Origin of the sequence: Streptomyces sp. R33, assembly GCF_041200175.1 — a bacterium.
GTDB lineage: Bacteria > Actinomycetota > Actinomycetes > Streptomycetales > Streptomycetaceae > Streptomyces > Streptomyces katrae_B.
Genome location: NZ_CP165727.1, coordinates 8,500,082 through 8,524,900 on the forward strand (window position 1 = coordinate 8,500,082; position 24,819 = coordinate 8,524,900).

Here is a 24,819-nt window from a genome sequence, read left to right on the forward strand (position 1 = left end):
TCCCTGCTTCCGCGGCCGTCCGGCGCACTGCGGCCGCAGCTCGGGCGGCTGGCCCCGTACGGCGACACGCGCGGCCGGCGACGACCAGGTCGCCGGCCCGCAGGCCGGACACCGCGAAGCCGGTCTCCTCGCCTGGCCGCCAGATCGCGGGGGCCACCCGCTGGTGCCGGGCTGACCGGCTCGACCTCTCGGACGTCGGCGCCATCACCGGCACCCTGCTACTCAGCCCAGCAGCCACTGCCCGCCTCGTGACCTCGCGCGCCTCAAGGGGCATTGCCCGTCCTCATTCAGCTCCACCACGAGTCCAAACAAGCCGGCGCGCTCACAGGCAAGCACCCGGGCGAGGGCTTCCGTGGCCTGCGAGGTCACCCACTGCGCCTCTACCTCGTCAGCGGGGGAGAGCCCCAGCACCGCGTAGTCCGGCGACTGAGTTGCGGGGGTGGCATCGAGCTGGCTCATCGGATGGGCACTCCTTGGGATCGCACGGTGCGCGCCACTCACGCGGCGTCTTCACCTAGTACTGCAACGGTGCTTGTCGTGATGGTTGGGCAGTTTCTGGTGGTGTGTGGCCGCGTCGTTTGTAGTGACTGACGCGGGCCTGGAACTGTCGTCGCCGGCGCCAGTGTGACCAGTGCAGGACGTGGTCGATGGTCGGGCGGGGCCGGGTGAGCCGGCTGATCAGGCGTCGGATTTCGGGCAGGGTGAGGGGTATGAGCTGGGAGGATCCGTTTCTGCTTTGCCCGTCTGGAGTTCGCGGGCTCGCAGGACGGTGAGGCAGGCGTGGGTGGCCATGGCCAGGGTCATGTGGCGGTGCCAGCCGTCGTAGCGGCGGACCTGGTAGTCGTCCAGGCCGCACTCCTGTTTCGCGGTCTGGAAGCATTCCTCGACCGCCCACCGGGCGCCCGCGATGCGGATCAGCTCATCCAGTGTGGTCTCGGCGGGGCAGTAGGCGATGTAGTAGGAGATCTCCTCGGGCCGGCGGACACTGCGGCGGGCGATCACCCAGTGCCGGCGGTCCTCGCGGTGCCAGGGCCTCACCTCGACTCTCGCCCAGTCGTAGACCCGCGGGCCATGGGCCCCCATCCCGCAGGAACGGCGTTTCCACTTCTGCCTCGGGAGACCGGGGAACAGGTCGTGGACGGGGTGGTCGATCGCCCAGCGGGTGACGACGGTGTCGTGCCGGGTGGTGGCCATGACGTGGAAGACGTCGGCTTGCTCGAGCTCCGTGCGCCAGCCCTTGGAGAAGCCGTAAGCGGCATCCGCGGTCATCCACCGGAACGGAATCCGGCCTGTGATCGCCCGGCGGACCATGGCCTTGGCCATCACCACCTTCGTCTCGAAGGCGACCGTGTCCTCAATGCCGGCAGCCCGGCACCGTTCCCGGTCTTCCGTCCATGACGTGGGCAGATACAGACGGCGGTCGATCAACGTGCGGGCCCGGCCGCCGGCATAGGCGAGGAACACTCCGATCTGGGAGTTTTCTGTCCGCCCGGCGGTGCCGGAGTGCTGGCGTTGGACCCCGGCCGAGCGGACACCCTTCTTCAGGAACCCCGTGTCGTCCACGATCAGCACCGCTTCCGGGTCTCCGAGGTGCTCGACGACGTAGTCCCGCACGTCGGCCAGGACCTCATCGGCGTCCCAGTCGATCCGGTTCAGCAGCCGGTGGATCCGGTCCGGACCCCCATGCCCGGCCTCCTCGGCAAGCGTCCATCCGTTCTTCCGTTCCAGCGGAGCTATCAGTCCCCGCATATAGGCAAGAGCCGACTCCCGCGGCTCCGACCTGGAGAAACGGTGCACGAACCGCTCATGCAAAGCCTTCAGTTCACCAGCCCACAACCGGGCATCTGCAAGTTCCCCACCCATGACCTGAACAACGACCGAACTGCCCAACCGTCACGGCAAACACCGTTGCAGTACTAGCCCTCCGGGCGGGGGTTTCGGCGTTGATGGCCAGGTCAGGTAGCTAAGTTGTATGCCTGCATCACCTGATAGTTGCTCCGGCTTGTGAACGGCAGCCAAAACCACGGCGACAGACAGCGCCGGGCGCGAATCCGGTCCGGGCCACGGACATGCCGGGTCAGAGTCAGGGGGAGACGCCAGCTTGTCCGCGCTGGTTGAGCGCTCGGGTGAGTTCGCGGTTGGCCTCCCGGGCCGCCTTCAGGTCCGCCTGGGCGTCCTCAAGGGCCTCGGTCAGCTCCACGTTGCGTTGCTCAAGCCGGGTGACAGTGCGTTGGAGCTCGTCGACATCGAGGGCGGCGTCGAGGCCGGACTCCCGCCAAGCCTGCTCGCCCAGCTCGGCGGAGAGGCGCCTCTCCAACTGTTGGACGCGCCCGGCGAGCCGGGTATTTCGGGCCTGTGCGTGGGCGAGGTCGGCTTGGAGGGATGCGCGGCTCACTGTGTGCGCGCCGGACGCGGGGTCGCGTTCGCCGGGCTCGGCCTCGGCCGCGTGGATCAGGGCGAGCAGGTCTTGGTGGCGGTAGAGGAACGTACGGTCCACCCCGGCCTGGCGGGCGATCCCGGAGACGCTGATGCGGCTCCCGCGCTGGGCAGCGGCCGCCACTGCCTTCATCACCCGCTGCCGGCGTCGCTCGGAATCGGCCTTGCGGCCGTCGCTCATCGCGGCACTCACGCTGACCTCCTGGGCCGCACGTCGGGCCGCGGCTGTCGGATGCGGGGCATTCCCAGCATCACGCTGCGCCCGCGGCGGACGATCGACACCGCTTGTCCGATCTGGGCCTGTTCCTCCTCGGTGAGATCGTCCAGGTCCGCCCTGACGCGGTTGATCAGGCGCCGGACCCGGCGGACTTCCTCGTCGGACGGCATGGCCTCGCTGCGGGCCCAGTCGTCCGCCTCGAAGGCCGACATCAGCTTCTCGCGGCTGCGCAGGAGGTCGGCGAGGTACGCCTCGAGGTCCGGGAGGTAGGAGACGTCGGTGCTGAAGTGCTCGCAGCCCAGGCAGCGGAACCGCAATGGGCAGCTCTGCCCGCCGGCAGCGACGTTGGAGGGCTCCCTACAGACGCCGTATGCGGTGGCGACCTCGCCGATCTCCCGTCGGACGTGCTCAGAGTCCAGGAGCCCCTGGGCCTTGCGCCACACCCGGTTGCCGTGCCGGTCGAACTGCAGGACTGTGACCCGGTCGATCGCCTCGCGGCGGCGATCCTGGCCGATGCGGTAGTACGCCTGGGAGGTCATCAGTTGCCGGTGGTCCATGAGTTCCTTGAGGACTTCCGGCGCCACGCCCTGGTCGGCGTGCCGCTGAGCGAAGCTGTGTCGGTAGGCGTAGGGGAAGACCTTCCTCTTGTCGAATGGCAGCATCTTAATGACCGGCTGGCCGTCCTCTTCGACCTCGACGGGGACGAGAAATTCGGGCAGGATTGTGACCCAGGCCCGGTGCTGGTCCCAGATCCCGGAGATCGGCTTGGTCCCAGCCGGATTCGACACCGAAGACGGCAGGAGTTTCAGCTGGGCCGCCGCCGTGTTCGGGAAGCGCTGGCGCACGCGTTCCTGCTGGGCGGTGATCACAGCGGCGGTGGCCTTGGCGATGGGAGCCTTCGGCTCAGCCGGTACGACTTGTGGTTGTCATAGACCAGGACGGGGCTGCCGTCCGGGTCGCGCTCCAGGCAGTCCAGGGGCAGCTGGCAGATCTCGTCCGGCCGGCGCCCGGTATCGATCAGCAGCTCGGTACAGACCCGCACCTCCGTCCCGCTCATCTCCTCCAGCAGCACCAGGTTGTCGCAGAGCTGGAGTATCACCTCGTCGGGCAGGTCCTTGCCAGCCTCGCTGTCCTCGGGCTCGTCCGGGATGTCCTCGGCGCCCATCGCGAAGTCCGCCCGGAGCCCTTCGAGGACCTGGCCCCCCGCCGTGAGGCCGAGGGTCCGCCACCGGTTCAACACCTGGCGGACGGTGCGGGCGATCCGCAGCCACTGGTGGGCGGTCAACAGCCCGTTCTGCGCCTGGAACGCGAGGCGGGTGCAGAACGCGGTGATGTCGCTCCGGTCGAGCAACGCCACCACCTGGCCGCTGTCCTCCCGTTGCAGGTGGAGACTCTTCGACAGCGCCGCGAGCGCGTTGATCCGGCCTTGCAGCCCGTGTCCGGCGTTCTTTCCCCGGCGCCGAGGCAGGTCATCGGCCGCCCAAAGCTTCGCCGCTTCCCGCAGAGCCGGCTGACGGATCCCGGTGAAGTCCGCCGAGCCGGAGAAGCCGAACACGGTCAGGTCCCAAACATCGAGCCGCATCTCCTCCTCGGGCGTCGCGCCGAGGCGGCGCAGCGTCTTGCGCATCGTGCCGATCAGGGTCACGGCATGGCCGCGCAGTCCCGCAGCCGCCGGATCGCCGAGCCCGTCCAGGCTCTCGCACCGCAGCGCGCGCAGCCGCTCGCAGATCGAGCGGAGCCAGTACCCGTACGTCTTCATCCCGGCGGCGGTCCGCATCTGCACGCAGTAAAGGAGCTCAGCGACCAGGCGCCGCGGCAGGCCCCGCATGCTGACTTCGCCGCCCATAGAGATCGGTGCCGTGGTCTTCCGCCACGCTTCTTCGTCTCCGCCGTAGGTGCCCGTGGTCTTCGCCTTGTTCAGCCGCTGCCGGTGGGCGTCGCAGTACGGCGTGCTCAAGCTGACACGCTGTCGCAGACAGGCCACCACCTCGCAGACACTGTGGCCGGGCAGCGCCTGGGGCACCGGGTGCGTCAGGAACTCCTCCAAGCTGACCTGCAGGCGCGGCGTCCGCTGGTAGTGGTGGTTCTGGCACAGGCCGGCTCCGGGGCTCCGCCACGGCCGCTGACAGCCCGGCAGGCGGCACAGCTCCTGCCGGACGTGCTGGGCGTTGTACCTCGAAGCCGCCCCCAGGAACTCCTCCAAGCCCAGGCCGGACTGGTTGAGCCGGATCCGGCACCCCGAGCAGAGAGGACCGCTCCGCTCGTACCCCTTGTCGCAGCCCTGCACCTGGCACTCCGGCATCCCGAGCACCGGGTGCTCCCGCGGGTAGAAGAGGACCCCCACCTCCCAGTCCCAGCTGATGCCCCTGAGGAACTCCGCGTCCAGAGCCTCCACCAGCTGGCGGGTGCGCGCCGCCTCCGTCGACGGCAGGACAGGAAGAGCGATCGCCGCCATCAGAGCTCACCCCGCGCGTGGAGCTCCCGGGGCGAGGGGACCCGCTCGATGGCCTCGCGCAGACGCGCCTGGTCCGGGATGAGGTACGGACGCGCCGACTCCGTCGAGGACCTGGCGGGTGAGCCGTTCCATGAGATCGAGGTCGGCGCCCCTGCCCGGGCCGGCGAGCTGGGTACGGGTGGGGCGGCGCGGGCCGTTGGCCTGCGGGTCGGGCCCCTCGGCTTCGGCGAATGTCCGGTACAGCGAGGACAGACGGATTGCGCCCTGCGTTCTTCCCCGTCTTGATCGTCAGCTTCTTCGCGATCTCCGGAACGGGGACGCCCTTGTGCTTCAGCGCGACGGCGAAGGTGAGCATGTCGTCGTCGATGACCTTCGGCCGTCCGGCGTGGTTGCCCTGGGCCGCCGCGGCATACTGGCCCTCCAGGGTCCTGTCCTGGATGTCGTTGCGTTCGATCTGCCCGGCGACGGCGAGGACGGCGAAGAACATGGCGCCCATGCCGCCCGGGTCGTAGATCCCGGTGAGCGGGCCGGCGAGGAGTTCGAGCTGGATGCCGCTGGCCTGGAGCTCGGCGGACAGCGTCATCAGCTCGGCCGCGTTCCTGGCCAGACGCTTGAGCTCGTCGACGGTGAAGATGACCGGCGTATCGGGCGCGACCTCCTTCAACTGGTGGGCCAGCGCGAGCGCCTTCTCCAGATCGGGCCGCACCTTGACGCGGGTGCTGATCTGCTCCTTGAAGACCTTGTGCCACTGGGCGCGGTAGAGGGCTTCGAGCTGGCTCGCCAACTCCTGGCGGGCGGTCGACGTGCGGGCGTACCCGATCCGGATCGGCCGCTCGGTGCGGGGCGCGGGCACGATCGCGAGCGCCGGGCCCTGCTTCCACGCGCGGCCGGGCATCCGGTCGGAGGGGACGGGGATCTCCAGGTGCTCGCGGAGCGCGGGGACGAGGACGAAGGGGGAGGTGTGGTACTTCGAGGCGGTCTTCCCGCCCGGGTGCGGCAGGCGCTGCCGGCGGGCGCGTCACAGTTCGGGCAGTCGTGTCGTTCTGCCGCCGATGCGGCCTGATCGGCGTGAGATCCATGGCGCCAGTCCCTCAGAAGTTTCTCGCACAACATGCGGGTTTCGGAGGGCTTTTGCGAAACGGCGACCTGCGGAAACGTGGTGGCGTCCGGGGCTCTCGAAGAATTCTCACCGATGGTCATTTATGAGAATCACGCTGCGTGCGGCTGCGGCCCGGATTCAAGGCCGGTGAAGATCATGGATGGAGGCAGGCGGGTCGCTGGTCATCAGTTCGACCGCTGCGACACGGCCCGTTATGTTGGGCCGCACGGAAGATTTCAGTGGCCGACGCTGTGACCTGGGCGCTGAAATCTTCCATGCGTTGGCTTGTTGTCGAATGGGCGCACCGGTTCTTCAGCGCGCGGTGGCTGTGGCGTTCGGCTGACCGTTGGCTGCAGGGGCAGTGGGTCAGCGTTTGATGCGGTTGCGGATGGCCAGAGCTGCCAGGCCGAGTAGGACGGGCTCGGTTAGGCGGGAGGCCATCTCGATGTAGGTGCCGGTGGTGGTCAGGTCCTGGCCGGAGGAGCGGAAGACCACCGAGTTGAGGGTGATGTTCAGGGCCTTCTCGAGGCGCTTGCCGGTCAATCTGGTCCCAGTGGGATTTTGGGGATCGGCTTTGTCGATCTCGAAGGTGACCTTGCCTCCGCCGCGTGGCACGATGCCGGTTGCTTCCTGCTTCGGATCGTCTTGCGGGAGGCCGAAGCCCATGAGCAGCACGATGGTGACGAGCATGGCGGCAGCAAGCCAGCCCAGGGCGCGGGAGGCGCGCAGACCGTAGCCGGACAGCAGCCAGTAGCCGTGCAGCAGTCTGCGTTCAGCGTGGCTGGTGCCGGCGCGGTCGTGGCGGCGCATCTCCATCTCGCCGTAGTAGAAGTCCCCCGCCCCCGGCTCGTTCTTGCCGTCCTCGAACGCCTTGCGCAGCGCCCGGTACACCGGTGCCAGTTGCGCCGGCCCGACGTGTCCGGCTCCGGATATCGCCGAGTTCCATCCCTGAGCCGCTGCCGGCCGCCTGGCACGCCAGTGGTGCTCCTCGGCCAGGGTGCGGCGCTGGGTGAACCGCGGGGGCCAGCGCCGCCACTGTGCGGGCGGGACAGTGCCAAATGAGCAGGCGCCCTCCAGCCGCACCTGGTCTAGATGGACTGTCCCGATGAACAAGCATTCCGAAAAATCGACATCGGCTAGGACGAGGTGCGCTGCGTCTACCCCTCGCAGCGAGGCGATCCGCACCGTGGCATCCGGAGCGCCGGCAAAGGGCGGCTCTGCCAGCGACCGTCCGTCTGTGAGCACGAACGGCTTGGCCTCCGAGGCGACCGTGAGGGGGTACTCGAAGACCGCGTGGGAGAAATCTACCGTGGCGTAGCGCAGGCGGACCTCGGCCGTGGAAGACCAGCGGGTCCGCCGACACTCCAGGCGGCGCGCGGCGAATGAGAGTGTCACCGGTCCGCCGAACACCGCCCCGGACAGCAACACCGCCCCGGCGCACACTAACGGCCCGAAGACGGCCGCCCTCTCGAAAACCACATGATCGAACCCGGCGTCACCCTGGAAGGTCACCGAGTTGAACCGGGCACTGCCTTGGAACGTCGCTGTGCTGAAGGAGGCGCCGTTCCGGAAGGTCACCGCGTCGAACTTGGCGATGCCCTGGAAGGTCGCCGTGTTGAACAGGGCGTTCTGGAAGGTCGCCAAGATGAACGCGGCCTCGCCGTGAAAGGTCGCCGACCAGAACGTTGCGAGGCCCTCGAAGGTCGCCATGACGAAGGTCGCGAGGTCCTGGAAGATCGCCTGAACAAACGTGACGATGCCCTGGGCGGTCACCGAGTCGAACCGCGCGGGACCCTGGAAGGTCACGGAGACGAAGGAGGCGCCGTCCTGGAAGGTCGCCGAGCGGAAGGAGGCGCCGTTCCGGAAGGTCGCCGAGTCGAACTTGGCGATGCCCTGGAAGATCGCCGAGTCGAAGGAGGCGCTGTTCTGAAAGGTCGCCGAGTCGAACCGGGCGCGGCCCTGGAAGGTCGCCGAGTCGAACCGGGCGCGGCCGAGGCAGGGGTGTCCAGTGGCGGGGTCGCGGAGCGCATCGAGGAGGGCTTCGAGAAGGGATTCGGTGAACGGGGTGCCGCGGTGGTCGATGTCGGCGCCAGGGGTCAGGCCGGCCAGGTAGGTGTCGCGGTCGGCGTCGGTCAGGTGGGTGAAGCATGCGGTGTGGCCCGGGATGCGGATGCCGCAGCAGCCAATCGGATCTTCAGGACTGGTGCTGTGGCCGCAGTACGGCCATCTAGGCAGAGCCGGGGACGGTGTGAGGCTCGGGTGCGTCATACCTGGAGGACGATCGAGCGCGACCCGTTAGTTGCGCGGACCGCGCGCCTCGGAGGGGCATCACTGAATCCTTCGGCGTGGCGCTGGAAGACACACTGAAGTGAATCGTGTGCTACTGAAATCTGCCATTGAGACTGAGCACGATAGGTGTCGTCATCCTTCCGTCCCGACCTGCCCTTTCGTGAAGCTCTGAGCGCGACATCAGTCGCCGAATTCGCATCGTTCCTGACGTGATCCGCACTCTTCGCAGGCAAGTTGTCGTCCGGACCGTGCTGCCGGTAGGTGACGCCCACGCCGTGCACGGACACGGCGCGGGTCGGCGCGTTCTTGTACGACGACGGTGTGGGCGTGGGGGAGCTGGACGGTGCGTTCGTGATCGGGTCCTGGTGTGGGAGAAAGGAGCGTGGGGCGGGATCTTCTCGTTGTGGCGGGCGGCGTTCTCGGCGTCCGGCAGGGCCGTTGCCCTGGGTTCACATCATGGAGACGACGACCTTGCCGGCCTTCGCGCGGCCATTCTCGACGTACTCCATGGCCTGAAGGGTCTCGTCGAAGGGGAAGACCCGGTCGACGACGGGGCGGATCTTCCCGGCGTCGATGAGGGGGGTGAGTTCGCGCAGCTGGTTGCCACTGGCCTTCATGAACAGGAAGGAGTACGTGACACCGAGACGCTTGGCCTGGCGCCGGGTTTTGGCGCTGAGCGCGGCGATGCCCAGGCGGAGCACCAGGTTCGAGCCGAGTTCGCGGGCGGTGGCCGTGTCGGGCGGGCCCGCCACGGAGATGGCCAGGCCGCCGGGCTTGAGGATGCGCAGGGACTTGGCGAGGTTCTCGCCGCCGAGGGAGTCCAGGACGAGGTCGTAGCCGGTGAGGAGTTCGGAGAAGTCCTGGGTGCGGTAGTCGATGACCTCGTCCGCGCCGAGGTCCTTGACGAGGTCGACCTTGGCGGTGCTCGCGGTGGCGGCCACGTGCGCGCCCAGTGCCTTGGCCAGTTGGATGGTGATGGATCCCAGGCCGCCGGCGCCCGCGTGGATGAGGACCTTCTGGCCCGGCTGGACGTTCGCCCGCTCGACCAGGGCCTGCCAGGCGGTCAGCGCGACCAGGGGGAGGGAGGCGGCCTCGGTCATGGTGAGCGTGGCGGGCTTGGGCGCCAGGTCGTCCTGGTGGACGGCGAGGAGTTCGGCGAAGGTGCCGATGCGGTCCTTGTCGGGCCGCGCCCAGACCTCGTCGCCCCCCGCGAAGCGGGTGACGGACGATCCGACGCGGACGACGGTCCCGGCGAGGTCGTTGCCCAGGACGAGCGGGAGACGGTAGGGCAGGATCTGCTTGAGGTCACCGTCGCGGATCTTCATGTCCAGTGGGTTGACACTCGCCGCATCGATCCTGACCAGGACGTCGTCAGCGCCCACCTGGGGATCGGGTATCTCGGCGGCACGCATGTTGGACGCGTCACCGTACTTCTCGACCATGAAGGCCTTCATCGTCATCTCCGTTCGTGTGGTCTCCCGTCCAAGCGGGAGGGGTGTTCTGTCCGTGAGGGGTTTGTCTCGTTACGAGACAGTTTGTCGTGTCTTCTGGTCCGCGCGCTCCGCGTCGGCACGGCAAGTGGCCAGTGCCTGCGCGGAGAGCCCTGCGGCGGCCGTGTTTCCGGGCTCAGGCCACCGGCACGACCGGGGCGATGACGCTGCCCGCGTCGCCGCCCTGGAGGCGGCCCAGTGAGCCCGCGACGCCCTCGTGCGGTACGCCGAGCGGCATGGCGCTGACCTTGTCGAGGCGCGCGTACTGCTCGTCGGTGAGCTGGACGTCGAGGGCTGCGAGGTAGCTGTCGGCGCTGTCGAGGAAGGTGCCGCCGGCCTCGGCGAACCGGTCGAAGATCCGGCGGGCCTCGTCGGGCTCGGCGCCGGCGCCCCAGCCGGTGCCGAAGTTCGCGGTGCCGAGCGCGTACTCGGAGACGCGCAGTCCGGTCTTGCGGCCGAAGGCCATGTAACGCATGAGAAGTCCTTGCGCAAGGGGGCCTGGAAAGCCGTCCTGCCGTGGTGGAGGGGGTGAGCGTCAGCCCGCGTTCGGCTGGGGCGCCGCGGACAGGCTCTGCTTGACGTACCGGCTGGTCTCGTCGGCGAGGATCTCGGGCAGGCCGGTCTCGATGCCGTAAAGGGCCTGGGCCGCGACGTCGGCGGCGGCGACCTTCTGATCGGCGGGCACGCCGGCGGCCATGTCGGTGTCCATGTAGCCGACGTGCAGCGCCGAGACGGTGATCCCGCGGGGCGCCAGTTCCTCGCGACTCGCGTCGCTCAGCGCCCAGGCGGCGGCCTTGGAAGCCGCGTAGGAGCCGAGGCCTGCCGGGTGGAACCAGGACAGGGCGGACAGGACGTTGAGTACGGCGCCGCCGCCGTTGCCCTCGATGACAGGAGCGAAGGCCCGTGTGGCGACGAGCGGGCCGAAGAAGTTGGTCTCCATCTCGCGACGTACCTCGTCCAGGTCGCCGCCGACCAACGTCGCGCCGGTGGAGACGCCCGCGTTGTTGATCAGAAGCGTCGCGTCCGACGCGATGCGGGCGGCCTCCCGTATCGACTCCTGGTCCGTCACGTCGAGGCGCAGTGGGCGGACGCCCGGCAGGTCGACCGTCTCGGGACGGCGGGCCGCCGCGTAGACCTTGGCGCCATGCTCCACGAGCTGGGCGGCCAGGTGCCGCCCGAGGCCCCGGTTGGCGCCGGTGACCACCGCGACCGCGTTCTTGAGTTCCATGCTCGCTCCTGTCCTTCGCAGGTGCCGTCGGAGCACCCGCGTCATTTAGATTGCAAGCACAATCTAAACACAGGGCTATGATAGATGCCAGTCGACATCCAAACGGGAGGTGGCCATGGGCCGCGTATCGCAGGCGCAGGCGGAGGAAAATCGCAGGCGGGTGGTGGACACCGCGTCGCGGCTGTTCCGGGAGCAGGGCACCCACGTCAGCGTCGCCGATCTCATGAAGGCGGCCGGCCTCACCCACGGCGCCTTCTACAAGCAGTTCGCCTCCAAGGAAGCGCTCGTCGATGAGGTCACCGCCCACGCCTTCGATGAGATCGCACGGCGCAATGTGGCCGGGCTCGAGCAGCACGACGGGCAGCGGGATGCCGCTCAGCGGGCCCTGATCGACGCCTACCTCTCCGTCGAACACCGTGACAACGCGGCGGACGGCTGCCCGGTCGCGGCTCTCGCCACCGATATCGCGCGCGGACCCGAAGGCCGCGAGGCGCGCCGTACCTACGCGGAGGGCGTGGCCGACTTCGCCGCGTTTCTCGCCCCCGCCGAGGCCGTCGCGGACGGCGAGGGCGTCGGGGGCGGCGAGGGCGGCCTCGCCCGGCTGTGCACCCTGGTCGGTGCTCTGGTCCTGTCCCGGGCCACCCAGGGCTCCCCGCTCTCCGAGGAGATCCTCGCCGCCGCGCACGCGGCCCTGACGGAAGCCGACTGACCGGGGGCCCGGCATCGGGCGCCGCGCGGCGTGTGTGCACCGGCCGCACCCGCGAGGTGACGCGGGGTCCGAGGCTTCCGTGCTCGCGGCCTGATCGGTCTGGCGTAGTTCCGTGCTCCCTACGGCAGTTGTCGTGCAAATGCGACACCTATCGTGCTCAGGCTCAGCCATGCGACCCGACAACGTATGTCGGGCCGCACGGAAGATTTCACTGGGCGGGACTGCGACCTGAGCACTGAAATCTTCCGTGCGGTGGCTCATGGCCGTTCGCGCGCACCGGCTGTTTCAGTGCCCGGTGGCTGCGACGTTCTGCTGGCCCCTGGAGGTGGGGGTACTGGGTCAGCGTTTGACGCGGTTACGGACGGCCAGCACCGCCAAGCCCAGAAGGATGGGCTCCGTCACGCGGGACGCCGTCTCGATGTAGGGCCGGTGGTGGTCAGATCCTCACCGCTGGACCGGAACACCACCGAGTTGAGCGTGACGTTCAGGGCCTTCTCGAAGCGCTCGCCGGTGAACCGGTTCTCGGTGGGGTTCTGCGGGTCTGTCTTGGCAATCTCGAAGGTGGCCTTGCCCCCGCGGGGCGGCACGGTCCCGGTCGCTTCCTGCTGGCGCTGATCAGCTCTGGTTCGGCGGCGTCTTGGCGCCGCGCCTGCGGACGAGCACCGACCGTACCGGGCGGATGGCCGGGATCTACGGCCGGCGCCGCCTGCAGACCAAACGCCTCGCCTTGGTCCGCGCCACGCGGGCCGCCCGGCCGGTCTCCGAACACCTTGCCGTACCGGGACGGCTGCCGCTGTTCGTCATGGACCGGGACTGGTCCGCCTTCCTCGCCAGGCCGATGCCCGCACTCACCCCGGCCGCCACCCGCCTCGTGGACGCCCGCTCATGCCACTGCCGCAGACCAGAGCGAAAGTCGGCGTCAACCGCAGCTCGTACTGCCAAGGCAGCATTCAGCGGTTGCGCATGGGCCGGATCGCCCGGGGCTTCTTCAAGCCTGGCCAACTACTCCCGATTAACAGCAACTACCCTGGCCCGAAGATCACCAGCGCCGGTTCGGCGTAAAGCGCCTCTGCGACATTCGGGGTGTCCCGCCGGTTCACAGCCGATGCGCCCACCGCGCTCCGAACGCCAAGCCTGGGGTGAGCCGGCGAAACCGCAGATGGATCTCGCCGGCCCGATCCACTGGCTGTTGCTCACTGTAAACGCCGGATCGGACACGGCACGCTGAAATGTGCCATGCAAGATCCAAACGCGCGCCGCGCAGAACGCGACGCCGAAGGTGTAGGGGGTTCCCTCATGCTTCGGCCGGTCCGACACGGAACGCTGATCAGTGCAATTGGCTGCCGTGGCGGCGAACCGAACAGAAGGACCACCCATGAGACGTCTCTCCGTAATCCGCAACACCGGACGCGCAGTGCTCGCGCCGGGAATCGTCGCGGCGCTGCTCACGGGCGGCGTCGCGCATGCCACGGATGTCGAACCGAAGCCGGCCGGCACGGCGCCGATCGGCAACGCCGCCAGCGGGCCGTCGATCTCCGCCGACGGCCGCTACGTGGCTTTCTCTTCGCCGGCAAGGGATCTGGTGGCTGGCGACACCAACCGGGCGGACGACGTGTTCGTGCGCGACCGACAGACCGGCGCCATCACCAGGGTCAGCGTCGACTCAGCGGGCAACCAGGCCAACAACGTGAGCCGGAATCCGTCGATCTCCGCCGAGGGTCGCTACGTCGCGTTCGAGTCCTACGCGACGAACCTCGTGGCCGGTGACACCAACCGCTACCGCGACATCTTCGTGCACGACCTGCAGACCGGTGAGACGACCAGGGTCAGCGCCGGAAGCCACGGCGAGGAGAGCGACAGCGAGAGTTCCCATCCGTCGATCTCCGCCGACGGCCGGTTCGTCGCGTTCGACTCACCCGCGTCGAACCTGGTGTTCGGCGACACCAACGACATGCACGACGTCTTCGTGCGCGACAGGCAGACCGGTGAGACCACCAGGGCCAGCGTCGATTCGAACGTTCGCCAGGGCGACGGCATCAGCCAACTGCCGTCGATTTCGGCAGACGGGCGCTACGTCGCCTTCTCCTCCGGGGCGAAGACACTGTCCCTGTTCCCCGACACCAACCGCGCGGACGACGTGTTCGTGCACGATCAGCTGACCGGGTACACCGACCGGATCAGCGTCGGTCCCGACGGCAACGAAGGCAATTCCGCCAGTCGCACGGCGAGCATCTCGGCCGACGGCCGCTTCGTCGCGTTCGAATCCACGGCGTCGAATCTGGTGGCGGGCGACACCGGTGGTCCGTACGACACCGACATCTTCCTGTACGACCGGGTCACCCGGACGACGACGCAGGTGAACCTCGGTCCCGATGGCCTGAGCGACGGCAGGACCCCCGGCCAGGAGCGGACCACGCTCTCCGCCGACGGCCGCTACATCGCGTTCGTGTCCGGCGAGGACAAGCTGGTGACCGGCGACTCCAACTCAAGCTGGGACGTGTACGTGCGAGACCGGGTGACCGCCACCACGACCAGGGTCAGCGTCGCCAATGACGGCTCCCAGAGCGATGGGTACAGCTACAGCCCCTCGATTTCGGCCGACGGCCACCACGTCGCTTTCACGACCAGCGCGACGAACCTGGGCGGTGACGGCACCAGCCGGAAGTTCAACCTGTACGTACGCGGCCTCGGCAACTGAGTTGTTGGCTGCCGCGGCGTCCTCAATCACGCGTCGCGGCGGCCCACACACCGGCCAGAGCAGCACGACCGGAGACGCCGACCTTCGCGTAGGCCCGGCCCAGGTGGACTTCGACGGTCTTGGGACTCAGATGCAGCCGGAGGCCGATTTCCCGGTTGGTCAGGCCGTCCGAGGCCAGGTTGACGATCTCGACCTCACGGGCAGTCAAGTCGAACCGCTCGACGCCGCTTTCGGGCCGGGGGCCGCGCGCGTTCAGGCGCCGCTCCTCGCGCGCGACCTGAGGCAGGAACAGTTGCGCGTCACACCGGGTGAACAACGCGCGGGCGGACACGAGGTGCGCACGGGCCTGGTCGATCGCCCCGCTGCTGCCGAACGCCGACGCGGCGAGCAAGTGCGCCCGCCCGGCCTCCACGGCCGCCCCGATCTGGCCGAACGTGTTGGCAGCGGCGACAGCGAGCGGTGCGGCTGCCGCCGGATCCGTTGGCAGCGTGGCGATCGCGCGGGCCTGCTGTGCCATGGCGGTGCGCAGCGGAAGCTCGAGCTGGCCGGCTGCGTCCTCCGCTCGGTCGGCCCATGCTGCGGCCGCGGCAACTCGGCCGGCCGCGACCTCCGCCTCCGTGAGCATCAGGTACACCAATGGCCTGGTGCGGAGGCCCACCGAAGGCAGCTCGGTCCCACCGCCACTGGTGAGCAACAGCTCGATGCAAGCGTGCGGATCACCCGAGTGCAACATCGCCTGCGCCAGCATCGCCTCGGCCTGGCCACTGCGCCAGGAACTCATGGCCGTCGCCTGGTCGTCGACAACGATGGCCTCCTTGCCTAGGCGGATGGCCTCGGCCAGGTCGCCGCGCCAGGTGGTGATCCAGCACCCGAAGGTCAACGCCATGACGCGCAGCTCCTCGCTGCCGGTCAGTTCCGCCGACTCCAGGCTGTCGTCGAAGCAGGTCGTCGCCGCCGCCAGCTCGCCGAGGTAGGCATGCACCATGCCGCGGATCGCGGTCAGCAGCGCGATCTTGTGGGACTGCCTGCTCGCGCGAGCCAGTTGCAGGCCACGACTCATGTGCCGGCTCGCAGACATGAGCCGGTCGGCGGAGACCTCCGACCAGCTCAGCCAGAACGCCGCATCGATGTCGCGGACCAGGTCGCTGTCGGGCAGCGCATCCAGGAGTGCGGCCGCCTCGTCCAGCCGGTCCGCCCGCCGGTCGATGAGCGTTGCGGCCGACAACGCCGTCGCCAGCAGCATCGGATCCCCGACTTGCCGCGCGGCGGCGATCGCCTCGGCCACCCGGTCCTGTCCGTGCTCGCGCTCGACACTTTCACCGGCCACGAGCGCGACGAGCAGGACGGCCGCCGAGTGGGCGTCAACACCTTCGACGCGTCTCCACTCGCTGTGCAGCATCGCCCTGGCCTCGGTATAGCGCCCGAGGATCTGCTCCACCGTCGCACAGGCCCGCGCTGTCTGTGCCCGGATCTGGGTGAGTTCGGCAGGCAGGAGCCGCAGCACCTCGTGCATGGTTTCCCTGGCCTGCCGCAGGTCGCCAGTGGCGCCGAGTGCGTGTGCCAGCCGGCCGAGCAGGATCAGGCGCTGCGGCGTGGCCGACTCCGAGTCGGGGAGCAACCGGATGGCCGCCCGCAGGAAGTGCCCGGCGGTAGCCGGCGTGGTGTGCATCGTCGCCTCGGCCGCCTCGGTGAGCGCCGCGACCGCCTCGAGGTCACCGCGCACGGCGGATCGCTCCACGTGCCGGGCGAACTCGGCCGGCGGCGCGCCCCGGCTCCGGAGTGCCGACGCGGCCCGGCCGTGTGCCTGAAGCCGCCAGCCAGGACCGGCGTCCTGGTAGGCGACGCTGCGCACCAGCGGATGCCGGTACCGGAACCGGCCGGTCGTGCCGTCCAGCCGGACCAGGTCACGCTCGGCGAGCCGGTCGAGCGCGGTGAGCACGGACCCGCCGTCCATGGCTGCCGTTTCGGCGAGCGAATCAGCCTCGAAGTCGTCACCCACGACCGCGGCGGCGTGCGCGACGACCCGCTCTTGCGGGGTCAGCGCGGCCAACTCGGCGGCGAGCACCGCGTGGACCGCCACCGGGATCGCCCCGTCGGGGTGGAGCGCCGTATCACCGACGGCGATACCCCGCTCACCGGCCCGCACCAGTGCTTCCAGGTAGAACGGGTTTCCGCCACTGGCCTGGTAAAGCTCTTCCCGCCGGGAACGGCCCAGACCTTCCGGCATGACGTGGTCGGCATCGGCTTGGCTCAGCGGCGCGAGTTCCAGCAGCTCGGCCCCTCCGTCGGTCGCGGCGCGGGACAGCGCGTGCCACAGCCGCAGCGACGTCTGCCGGGGCCTGCCCGCCAATGCCAAGACCAGCCGCGCCTGGGGTGGGTGGCGCAAAAGGTGGTCGAGCAGCTCGACCGAACCCTCGTCCGCCCAGTGTAGATCGTCGAAGACGAGCACCAGCCCGGACGGCTCGGCGACCAGCTCCAGCAACGCCCGAACTGCGCGGTGCAGCCGGTACCGCTCCGCGTCGACCAGGTCGGCGGGGCCGGCGGCGGGAATCGCCGGGAACACGGTCGCGAGAAGTGCGAGCTGCTGTTGCCCGAGGGCGGCGAGACGCTCCGGGCCCAGCTCGGCGAGCTGGTCGTCGAGCGCGTTGACGAACACACCGAACGGGATGTGGGACTCGAACTCCGCCGCGCGTGCGCTGCGGACCGTCCATCCTGCTGTGTCCGCGAGCTTCCCCAGCTCCGTCAGCAGCCGACTCTTGCCGATCCCCGGTTCGCCGGTGACCGCGACGCACCAGGTGCCACCTTCGCCCGCCAGCACCGCGCGCAGGATCGCGACTTCTCGCGCCCGGCCGGGAAATCCGCCGACGGGCTCCCCTCTCACTTCGTCAGTCATGCTGGCGTCGACTCACTTTCCGTCCGGGACCAGGCGATGGTATCGACGCTCACGCGCCCTCGGCAGGCGGCCCACCCGATCACAGGCCGAGTTGCAGCAGCTCGCCGCCGAAGGGCTGCAAGACCTGTACTTCCGTGACGGAGGCGCCCGGGCGGACGGGCTCCTGGTGGAGCTGAGCTTGTCGTTTATCCAAATGCCGTTGACATAGGGGCGATTTGGCGGTTCAACGGATACCAGGGGGTGGTGTCCGATGGTTCCTCGGTTGGTGGATCGGATCGGGTTGGGGGACCTGACCGAGGTGTTTCCGCCGGAGCTGGTGGACGCGGCGCTGGCGAAGTCCCGGACCCGCACGTGGAGGTCCGCTGCATCCTGCACGCCGACCAGCGCGTCGTCGACGTGGCCAGGCAGGTACGCGACGACGTGCGAAACGCCGTCTCCGCCTACCTGGCCCGGCAATGCATATCCGACCGCGTCACTGTCGTAGTCACCGTTACCCGCACCCTGTAGGCAGCCAGCCGTACGGTTCAGGGACCCCGCGACCCGTCAGGCGCGCCGCATCCACCGGGATCCCCGGTTTGGTGAATGCAAGCAGTAACAGGCTGCGCAAGACCGGTTGGCACAGCGAGAGCGATCGGCTGCTACCCGTGCGGCCTCACACAGATGACAGAGCCATCAGGCCACCAGCCGGCAGTGCCGGGCACCGCACCTCGCGCCAAAGTGTTGGGAACTGCCGGCGGTCATGCCTATCCCGCGCTTCGCATACCTTGGGGGTCTTGGGGATCCACACCAGTGGTGGCGGAAGCGTCCTTGGTTCCGCTGGGGCGCTGCGAGCGGCCGCGCGCGCTGTCGTGCATCCCCTTCTCGCCGGTGCCCTTCTCTTGGTCTTCGCCGCGGGTTCCCATGCTTTTGGAGGGCTTGCCGTGCGGGTTGCCCGCCTCTTCCTTGGAGACCCTTCTGCCGGGGCCCTTGGCGGGGGCGTACTTCTGCGGGTGGAAGGAGCGCTGGGCGCTGGGGCTGTCCTGCTGGCGGGTTTCGTCCACGTCGGGAGACCAGCCGTGCTGCTTGCCGCCCTCGTGCCGGCTGATTCCCTCGCCGTCGCGGGGCTGGGACGCTTCGGCTGCTTGGCCATGATCTGTCCTGCGTCTTTCATCGGAATGGACGCACACAAGCACGCTACCCGTAGTAATCAAATGGTCACACTCGCCCGCTGAGCGTGCATTTCGGCTTCCCCGGCGGCCGGGGGTCAGGGGTTACTCGGCCGAGGCGTCGTGCTCCGGGGCTTTGCGCCAGCGGGCCTCGCAGAACGAGTAGAGGCCGAACAGCAGCAGGCCCACCGCCGCGGCGATCAGGAGCACGGGTCCAGCGGGGGTGGCGGCGAACGAGCGGAGTGTCGCGTCGAGTCCCTTGGCCTGGCTGGGGTCGAATGTGACGGCGGCCAGCACGATGAACAGGCCCGCGACTGCCGCGATCACCCCGCACGCGACGCCGCCGATGACGCCCAGCCACGCGACGACCCGTCGCGTGGGCGCGCTCATCGCCTCGGTCCGCAGGTTGTCCTCGAACTTCCGCATCAGGCTGCGGACGACGATCACCACGCCCACGATCACCAAGACGGCCCCCACGACGCCGACGAGCACCCGCCCGCCCGGCCAGTTCAGCACCCTGGCCTTGCTGGTAGCGATGGCCCGCACATTCAGGGCGACGAGGGGCGGCCGCCGTTTCCAATGGAAACGGCGGTCCCTGCGCGGCAGCAGCCCCGAGCCGACTCGACTCACGCCGATCGCCTGGCAGCGACGATTGCCGCTTTGTTTTATAAGCGACCACCTATGAAACAGGCGGCTGCCGGGGGATCAGGCCGTCGAGTCCGGGCGGCCCCCTAAGGTGTCGTTGGTCAGGCACCGCACAGGCCTGGTCAGGGCTCGCAGGGCGATGTCCGTGAGCCGGGCGTGACTCCGGCGGGATGAAGATCGTTGGCGGGGCATGAACACCACCAGCCGGGCACTTGCCGCCCTCGCCCTCGGGACCGCCGCTCTCCTCGGGGCCCAGGCCGCACCCGCCAGCGCCGCACCGCTCCCGGGGGTGGCGGATCCAACCGCCCTGGGGATCGGGGGGTTGAGCGTCTGCAAGACCCTCCATGGACTCCCGATCACCGGTTCGCTCGGCAATGTCACCTGCTTTCTGGCGGACAACCTCCCCGTCGTTGGCACCGTGTTGACCCCAATTATCGCCGACGCACCGAGGTAGCCCGGCAGCCTCAAAACGGGCACCAGCGGCCCCCGAAGTCCTCGCACGTCTTGAGTCGGTGGCACGGACGGCCGAGCGGCTGCACGTTCCCGTCCGTGTCCGTCCCGTCGGCGCCGCCCTCGCCTCCGGGTGGGGGGATTTTGGGGTATCCACTGCTCAGACAGCCCATCCGTCACCTGAATGCCGCACTACCCGCTGACCGGTGTTCAGCAGCCCGTACGAGGTGTCCCACAGCCGCTGGTTCGCCGCCTGCTTTGTGCACACGAGAACGGGTTCTGGCTCAAGTTCTGTGGTGTCGCGTCACGTGGGCCGGTCGCCCGACGTCGCCCAAACCGCCTACCTGGCGATTCCCTCTCCCACCGACCGCGCTCTGCCGGGCGACCACGCCGCACCACAGAAGTTGTGCCAGAGCCCGTTCTCGTGAACACAGTCACCCGGACCAGCCTTGAGCCGTAACCGATCCGGCCCCAGCTACCCCTTGAGCAGGGCATAGCTGGGGCCGGCTGCTGAGTAGGCGTGTGGTCGGACGGCCAGCTGGATGGGCCTGATCTAGCCCGTGCTGGGCTAGGCGGGTGTGCTGATCTCGAAGGGGGTGGGCGCGGCGATGAGGGGGCCACCGCCTACGGCCTCGGAACTGGCTATCTTCCGGAGTCGAACCCTATGCTGCCTTCAAGTCATTGGTGGCGGTAACGTCCGTCCTCCTGGCCACCGCGAAGCGCCCCAAGGAACGGCCTGACGCTGCTGCCGCCGTTCATGCGTTCCGCGAAATCACCGACAACCGTCACGAGATCAGCTGGACCGCAGCCGCCTCCCAAATCGATTCCTAGAGCGAATGCTCGAGTGGAGGACGCGACGTCACGGATGCCCACGTCATGCTTTTCTGCAGGCCACGGGCCATCCGGACGCCCTTCCGTTCGGTAAAACGCCCGAGCCGCTTCATCTCGTACACGGTGACGATCACCCGGCAGTACGGGGCGTGCGCCACCTGCATGGACGCGGACCGGCAGCCGGCCCACTCCGATCGCACGCGGGCGGCTCGGGCAGCGGCCTGCGCCGCATGGCGAGCGCCTCGCGCTCCTCCGCAATGTTCAGCGAGCGTTCGGCACGGCCGAGCTCACCGCGCAGATAGGTCACGACGGTGCGCAGGCGCGGCAGGTCCGTGGGAGCTCGGACATGTTCAGCCCCCGTACTGCGCCTTCCGTGCGGCCTTGCAGGCCGCGCACAAGGGCGAGGCGCCGACTCCGTAGCGGCAGGTCTGGGTGCCACTTCTCTGCACTAGTCAAGGTGAGCCGATCTGAGCGGCATCTCAGGAAGACCTGGCCACCTCGGTTCAGGTCGCCGTTCAGGGAGCCTGCTCGTTCACGCGGCCCTCCCACGCCCCGACACAGTGGGCGAGGTCCTCTGAGAGGTAGACGTGAAACCGGCGCGGTGGGTCGATGACCGTGGCCATGTACACCCGTGCGTCTCCTACATCGTGGAGCCCGTCCAGGGCCTGAGCCAGGCTCTCTAGCAGACCCGGATCAGATCCTCCCGTCTCCACCAACATGTCCAGCCGATCGCACCAGATCGCCCACAACGAGCGGGCCGAGGCCGTATTGGAAGGGACCTCCCACCGCGCGCCCGACAGCAGAGCAGCCAGGGCCGCGGGCCCGCTGATGGAGCCATTCCCGACCAGAGCGGACCTCAACACCTCGAAAGTCAAATCGCCCCCTCTGGTTTGGCCTTGGTACTCAGAACCCGTCGCCCCATCCGAAAGTGACGTTGTACGCGCGGTGGAGTGCGTGTCGGCCGTGGTCCCCGTCGGCGTAGGCCCATGCGAGGGCTGCGGAGAACCAGAGCAGAAAGACTCCGCCGACGATGCCCAGAGCGACCAGCTTCCCGTTCCAGCTGAGGAGGACCAGGGCGAGGGTCACGATGGCCACGCCGAGGTGGGCTCCCCGCGAGTCGAGCGACGCAGCCTTGCGTGCCTCTCTGCGTTCGGCCCGTTCTGCGGCGAAGCGCTCCTCTCGAACAGACTGCGGTTCGTTCTCGTCGAAGTTCATCTCATCCCCCTGGCGCTGACGCTACATGGACCCGGTCCACGTCGGCAGAGGAGCATCACGGGGATATGGATCAGGTACTCAGTCGTAGCCAACCGTGCGTCAACCTCCCCGGGAGATCGGAGGTTCCGAGGCTGCCTGCCTGATGCTGCTCCCATCCCGTGGCTGTGGGGGTGGGCCGTTCAGGCGGGCCAGGTGCCGAGTGCGTGGGCCAGGCGGTTGCTCTGCTCTCGGGTGATGCCCTGGGCGAGGCGGGTCCCACACCGCGAACTCATGTATCCGTCACAGTGCAGAATTCCGAGGAAGGGCTCTTGGCTGGCTGAGAGCGGAGAGGTGGTAGGAAGCGTCCATTCAGCCGGCTCCCACAAGGGGTGGTCGGCGAGGAGCGCTGCCGCGAGATGCGGGGCCAGCGCTGCGGGTGCGCCCGCTTGCGTCAGCGCGCCACCGACCACGGCTGCGGCGTCCTCGGGCAGATCCTGGTCGCCGAGGGCAGGCAGTAGGAGAAGCAGGCGCGCATATTCGGCGTGGACTCCCGGAGCGTTGAGGTCAGGCGTGCGGGCGATGTGGTGGAGCTCTCGCCACGACAAGCCGGGGCCAGCCTGGTGGCCGCTGACGGTGGCCAAGTGGCCGTGCCGTCCCCACTCGGGGTGGGTGATGAAGTACTCCGTCTCCGGATCGTCGGGAAAGTTGCGTCCGAGGACCAGCGCGGTGTGGCCATCATCAAACGGGATCCGGAAGACAGGCCAGTGATCTTCGTCGCCGAGCGCATCGCAGGCCGCATCGGCATCAGCCCCGTCGACACCGAACGGATATAGAGAAGCGTCGTGCTCCTCCGTCTGGCTCAGCCACATCAGGTAGGCCGCCCAGAACCCTGGCAGTGCCAGCAGTTCCTCCCCCGCGACAATCGGGGCGTTCTCGAATCCCTTTATCAGCACTGGGCCAGAGTCTCACCCGCCTGTGACAGTCCGTAGACGGCCCTGGGTCCGAGAGACGGTCTCGGTGCCATGGGCGGTTGTGGTCAGCCACGTCGATCAGGCGCCAGCAGAGATCGAGCGTTCGGATCGACGAGCTTCAGGCTCACTCGGGCCGGCGGGTGGTCGGGATGCCCAGGGCGACGGGTGCCCGTTGGGCGGTTCGAGCGGCGTCGGCCTGTTTGGTGCGGACGAAGGTCAGGGTCATGTCGATGCCTTCGATCTCGCCGAGCCACTGCTCCTCCTCGGCGCGTTTGCGACGCAGGACCAGGTCCTTCTCGATCTCTGCGAGCCGGGGCAGCATCTTTGGGTTAACCCGCAGCATGGGGCATCGGATGCAGGCGTGTTCATGCTGGCAGGGTGAGCCGTAAGGTCGGCCGCAGTTCCCGAGTTCAACCTTGCGCTTGTCGAAGTGCTCCTCGAACTCCGCCCACTCCTCCGGCGTGACATCGACGTATTCGCCGTCCGGCCGCTGGCTCCGCCGGTGGTTCAGGAACTTCTGGTAGTGCTGCACGATGTCCTCGGCGAAGACCGCGACGTAGCCCTGGGTGGTCTGCAGGTGCAGGTGTCCGAGCAGGGCGGCGCCGATGTGAATGGGCAGGCCGCCGTTGACGATGTCGGTGGCGAAGAGCCGGCGGAAGTCGTGCGGGGTGAACCTCGTGTCGGCGAATACGGGATTCGTCTGAGCGATCTCGTTGCAGCTTCGCCTGAACATGCCCGCGATGGTGCGTGCTGCAAGAACGTTGTGGGCTGTTCCGAGCTGGCGCTGGAACAGGAAGGGCATGGGGTCCGACCAGAGTCGTTCCTGTGGGTCGTAGCGGCTAACGAGTGGGATGGCCCGCCGGTTTCGGGTTTGGCGGCGGACGACCTGAGCGATGGCGTGGAAGAGATCGGGAGACATCGGGATGACGCGTTCCCGTTCGCCCTTGGAGGGAGCAATCACCAAGAGGGCGATGACCTCTTCGTTGGGCCGCTGATACTGGCGGACGCTGAGGTGCGTGAGCTCGGTCAGCTCCTCGATTCGGATCCCGCTGTGCCGGAGGATCTCGACCGCGGCCCACTCCCAGAAGGCAAGTTCTTCGACCTGGTCCAGGTAGATCGTCTTGCCGGTGTCCTGGACGACGATCCGCATGGTCGGGCCCGCCTCGGTGTTGATCCGGCGGCGGTCTTCCGGGGAATCGCTGCGGGTGTAGTGACGGCCGCGGTGGACGAATGCCGTCCCGAGCGGGACGAGGCGGGCGGCTTCCAGGAGACTGCTCAGGTGCTCGTGCCGGGACTCGACGTGCTCGACGAGGACGGGCAGGAGCGGCTGGCGGACCCGGGTGCGGTCGGCCATCCGCCGGTAGATCTCGCGCCGGCGTTTCCCGAAGCAGCCGCGCCCTGACAGCTCCGTGGACGCTCTGCCCGCAGACGACGGACCTGGCCAAGGCGCGGGAATGGCTTCAGTCCTGGACGGACGTGTCGGGCGGGGAGGAAATCCTGGTCAAGCCCCTGAACAGCCGCTATCTGCCCGGATATCGCGGCTGGACCAAGATCAGAAGGCGGGACACCACGGAGACGATCGTCGGCGCGATCACCGGCACCCTGACCCGCCCGCAGCTCCTCGTCCTCGGCCGCCACGACCAGAACGGCCGACTGCGCGCGGTCGGCCGCACCGTACCGCTGCGCCCGGACGTCGCCCGGCAGGTCGCCGAACATCTCACCGCGGCCGCGCCCGGGCGCCCGCGGGAGGGCGTGCGCTTCTCCGCAACGTGGGGGAGCCGCGACGTCCTGGACACCACCCTCGTCCACCCCGCTCTGGTCGCCGAGGTCAGGGCCGACCGGGCCATCGACCACGGCGGCGTCTTCCGGCACCCGCTCCGGTTCCAGCGGCTGCGCCTGGACGTCGGGCTCGTGGACGTGCCCCGGTTCGGCGAGGGTCCGTCCCCGGCCGCAGGGTGACGGACAGGGGAGTGTGCAGTGGCGTTTCGCTGGTGAACCGGCGTGCTCGGGCGGGTGAACCCGGTCCGCACGGCCTGTTGCTGAGGGTGTCGTGGCCGGAAGAACCGGCT

At 68.7% G+C, this 24,819-nt stretch carries 18 protein-coding genes and 3 pseudogenes; 3 read left to right on the forward strand and 18 right to left on the reverse strand.

Features of this window, described 5'->3' with window-relative positions:
• Window positions 1-222: 222 nt before the first annotated feature.
• From AB5J51_RS39255 to AB5J51_RS39305, 11 genes and pseudogenes are all read right to left on the reverse strand, one after another.
• On the reverse strand, window positions 223-459 hold the full coding sequence (locus AB5J51_RS39255; RefSeq protein WP_369780016.1) for a hypothetical protein: 237 nt from the start codon (window positions 457-459) through the stop codon (window positions 223-225).
• Window positions 460-678: 219 nt separating this feature from the next.
• Window positions 679-1,863 (reverse strand): IS701 family transposase, encoded by a 1,185-nt coding sequence (locus AB5J51_RS39260; RefSeq protein ID WP_369780017.1) that lies wholly within the window; start codon window positions 1,861-1,863, stop codon window positions 679-681.
• A gap of 220 nt (window positions 1,864-2,083) precedes the next feature.
• Window positions 2,084-2,629, reverse strand: a complete 546-nt coding sequence (locus tag AB5J51_RS39265) for a DUF6262 family protein (protein WP_369780018.1) — start codon at window positions 2,627-2,629, stop codon at window positions 2,084-2,086.
• Complete coding sequence (locus AB5J51_RS39270) at window positions 2,626-3,522, reverse strand: hypothetical protein (protein WP_369780019.1); 897 nt, start codon at window positions 3,520-3,522, stop codon at window positions 2,626-2,628. The genes AB5J51_RS39265 and AB5J51_RS39270 overlap by 4 nt, the downstream gene beginning before the upstream one ends.
• Entirely contained in the window at window positions 3,519-5,108 is a 1,590-nt protein-coding gene (locus tag AB5J51_RS39275; protein WP_369780420.1) for a hypothetical protein, read from the reverse strand. The genes AB5J51_RS39270 and AB5J51_RS39275 overlap by 4 nt, the downstream gene beginning before the upstream one ends.
• A gap of 448 nt (window positions 5,109-5,556) precedes the next feature.
• Window positions 5,557-6,003 (reverse strand): annotated as a pseudogene (locus AB5J51_RS39280) (recombinase family protein); the annotation flags it as partial.
• Window positions 6,004-6,573: 570 nt separating this feature from the next.
• A complete protein-coding gene (locus AB5J51_RS39285; protein WP_369780399.1) occupies window positions 6,574-7,980 on the reverse strand; it encodes a pentapeptide repeat-containing protein in 1,407 nt (468 codons plus the stop codon).
• 54 nt (window positions 7,981-8,034) lie between these two features.
• Window positions 8,035-8,475 (reverse strand): annotated as a pseudogene (locus AB5J51_RS39290) (pentapeptide repeat-containing protein); the annotation flags it as partial.
• A 470-nt stretch (window positions 8,476-8,945) separates the two neighbouring features.
• Entirely contained in the window at window positions 8,946-9,950 is a 1,005-nt protein-coding gene (locus AB5J51_RS39295) for an NADP-dependent oxidoreductase (RefSeq protein ID WP_369780400.1), read from the reverse strand.
• 172 nt (window positions 9,951-10,122) lie between these two features.
• Window positions 10,123-10,461: an aldo/keto reductase gene (locus AB5J51_RS39300; RefSeq protein ID WP_369780020.1), complete on the reverse strand. Its 339-nt coding sequence runs from the start codon at window positions 10,459-10,461 to the stop codon at window positions 10,123-10,125.
• A gap of 60 nt (window positions 10,462-10,521) precedes the next feature.
• Window positions 10,522-11,214, reverse strand: a complete 693-nt coding sequence (locus AB5J51_RS39305) for an SDR family oxidoreductase (protein ID WP_369780021.1) — start codon at window positions 11,212-11,214, stop codon at window positions 10,522-10,524.
• 115 nt (window positions 11,215-11,329) lie between these two features.
• Here AB5J51_RS39305 and AB5J51_RS39310 point away from each other — a divergent pair, with 115 nt between their 5' ends.
• Complete coding sequence (locus tag AB5J51_RS39310) at window positions 11,330-11,923, forward strand: TetR/AcrR family transcriptional regulator (RefSeq protein ID WP_369780022.1); 594 nt, start codon at window positions 11,330-11,332, stop codon at window positions 11,921-11,923.
• A gap of 339 nt (window positions 11,924-12,262) precedes the next feature.
• On the opposite strand, the pseudogene AB5J51_RS39315 reads toward AB5J51_RS39310, so the two are convergent.
• Window positions 12,263-12,534, reverse strand: a pseudogene (locus tag AB5J51_RS39315) (hypothetical protein); the annotation flags it as partial.
• 764 nt (window positions 12,535-13,298) lie between these two features.
• Between AB5J51_RS39315 and AB5J51_RS39320 the strand changes: the two are divergent.
• On the forward strand, window positions 13,299-14,621 hold the full coding sequence (locus AB5J51_RS39320) for a hypothetical protein (protein ID WP_369780023.1): 1,323 nt from the start codon (window positions 13,299-13,301) through the stop codon (window positions 14,619-14,621).
• 22 nt (window positions 14,622-14,643) lie between these two features.
• Here AB5J51_RS39320 and AB5J51_RS39325 read toward each other — a convergent pair whose 3' ends face one another.
• The 6 genes from AB5J51_RS39325 to AB5J51_RS39350 form a co-directional block, all read right to left on the reverse strand.
• Entirely contained in the window at window positions 14,644-17,514 is a 2,871-nt protein-coding gene (locus AB5J51_RS39325; RefSeq protein ID WP_369780024.1) for an AAA family ATPase, read from the reverse strand.
• 743 nt (window positions 17,515-18,257) lie between these two features.
• Entirely contained in the window at window positions 18,258-18,554 is a 297-nt protein-coding gene (locus AB5J51_RS39330) for a hypothetical protein (protein ID WP_369780025.1), read from the reverse strand.
• Between the two features lie 210 nt (window positions 18,555-18,764).
• Window positions 18,765-19,289 (reverse strand): DUF1206 domain-containing protein, encoded by a 525-nt coding sequence (locus AB5J51_RS39335; protein ID WP_369780026.1) that lies wholly within the window; start codon window positions 19,287-19,289, stop codon window positions 18,765-18,767.
• Between the two features lie 2,199 nt (window positions 19,290-21,488).
• Window positions 21,489-21,800 carry a hypothetical protein gene (locus tag AB5J51_RS39340; RefSeq protein WP_369780027.1) on the reverse strand — a complete coding sequence of 104 codons (312 nt, stop codon included), beginning with the start codon at window positions 21,798-21,800 and terminating at the stop codon, window positions 21,489-21,491.
• 179 nt (window positions 21,801-21,979) lie between these two features.
• A complete protein-coding gene (locus AB5J51_RS39345) occupies window positions 21,980-22,732 on the reverse strand; it encodes a hypothetical protein (RefSeq protein WP_369780028.1) in 753 nt (250 codons plus the stop codon).
• A gap of 142 nt (window positions 22,733-22,874) precedes the next feature.
• On the reverse strand, window positions 22,875-24,104 hold the full coding sequence (locus AB5J51_RS39350; RefSeq protein WP_369780029.1) for a tyrosine-type recombinase/integrase: 1,230 nt from the start codon (window positions 24,102-24,104) through the stop codon (window positions 22,875-22,877).
• 122 nt (window positions 24,105-24,226) lie between these two features.
• On the opposite strand from AB5J51_RS39350, the gene AB5J51_RS39355 reads away from it, so the two are divergent.
• Window positions 24,227-24,709 carry a hypothetical protein gene (locus AB5J51_RS39355; protein WP_369780030.1) on the forward strand — a complete coding sequence of 161 codons (483 nt, stop codon included), beginning with the start codon at window positions 24,227-24,229 and terminating at the stop codon, window positions 24,707-24,709.
• Window positions 24,710-24,819: the final 110 nt, after the last annotated feature.

Bases quoted from the DNA above. Each gene is read 5' to 3' on its own strand.
- AB5J51_RS39260 (WP_369780017.1), bottom strand. From the start codon at position 1,863: ATGGGTGGGGAACTTGCAGATGCCCGGTTGTGGGCTGGTGAACTGAAG.
- AB5J51_RS39310 (WP_369780022.1), top strand. From the start codon at position 11,330: ATGGGCCGCGTATCGCAGGCGCAGGCGGAGGAAAATCGCAGGCGGGTG.
- AB5J51_RS39305 (WP_369780021.1), bottom strand. From the start codon at position 11,214: ATGGAACTCAAGAACGCGGTCGCGGTGGTCACCGGCGCCAACCGGGGC.
- AB5J51_RS39340 (WP_369780027.1), bottom strand. From the start codon at position 21,800: ATGAACTTCGACGAGAACGAACCGCAGTCTGTTCGAGAGGAGCGCTTC.
- AB5J51_RS39325 (WP_369780024.1), bottom strand. From the start codon at position 17,514: ATGACTGACGAAGTGAGAGGGGAGCCCGTCGGCGGATTTCCCGGCCGG.
- AB5J51_RS39350 (WP_369780029.1), bottom strand. From the start codon at position 24,104: ATGGCCGACCGCACCCGGGTCCGCCAGCCGCTCCTGCCCGTCCTCGTC.
- AB5J51_RS39300 (WP_369780020.1), bottom strand. From the start codon at position 10,461: ATGCGTTACATGGCCTTCGGCCGCAAGACCGGACTGCGCGTCTCCGAG.
- AB5J51_RS39275 (WP_369780420.1), bottom strand. From the start codon at position 5,108: ATGGCGGCGATCGCTCTTCCTGTCCTGCCGTCGACGGAGGCGGCGCGC.
- AB5J51_RS39255 (WP_369780016.1), bottom strand. From the start codon at position 459: ATGAGCCAGCTCGATGCCACCCCCGCAACTCAGTCGCCGGACTACGCG.
- AB5J51_RS39320 (WP_369780023.1), top strand. From the start codon at position 13,299: ATGAGACGTCTCTCCGTAATCCGCAACACCGGACGCGCAGTGCTCGCG.
- AB5J51_RS39295 (WP_369780400.1), bottom strand. From the start codon at position 9,950: ATGAAGGCCTTCATGGTCGAGAAGTACGGTGACGCGTCCAACATGCGT.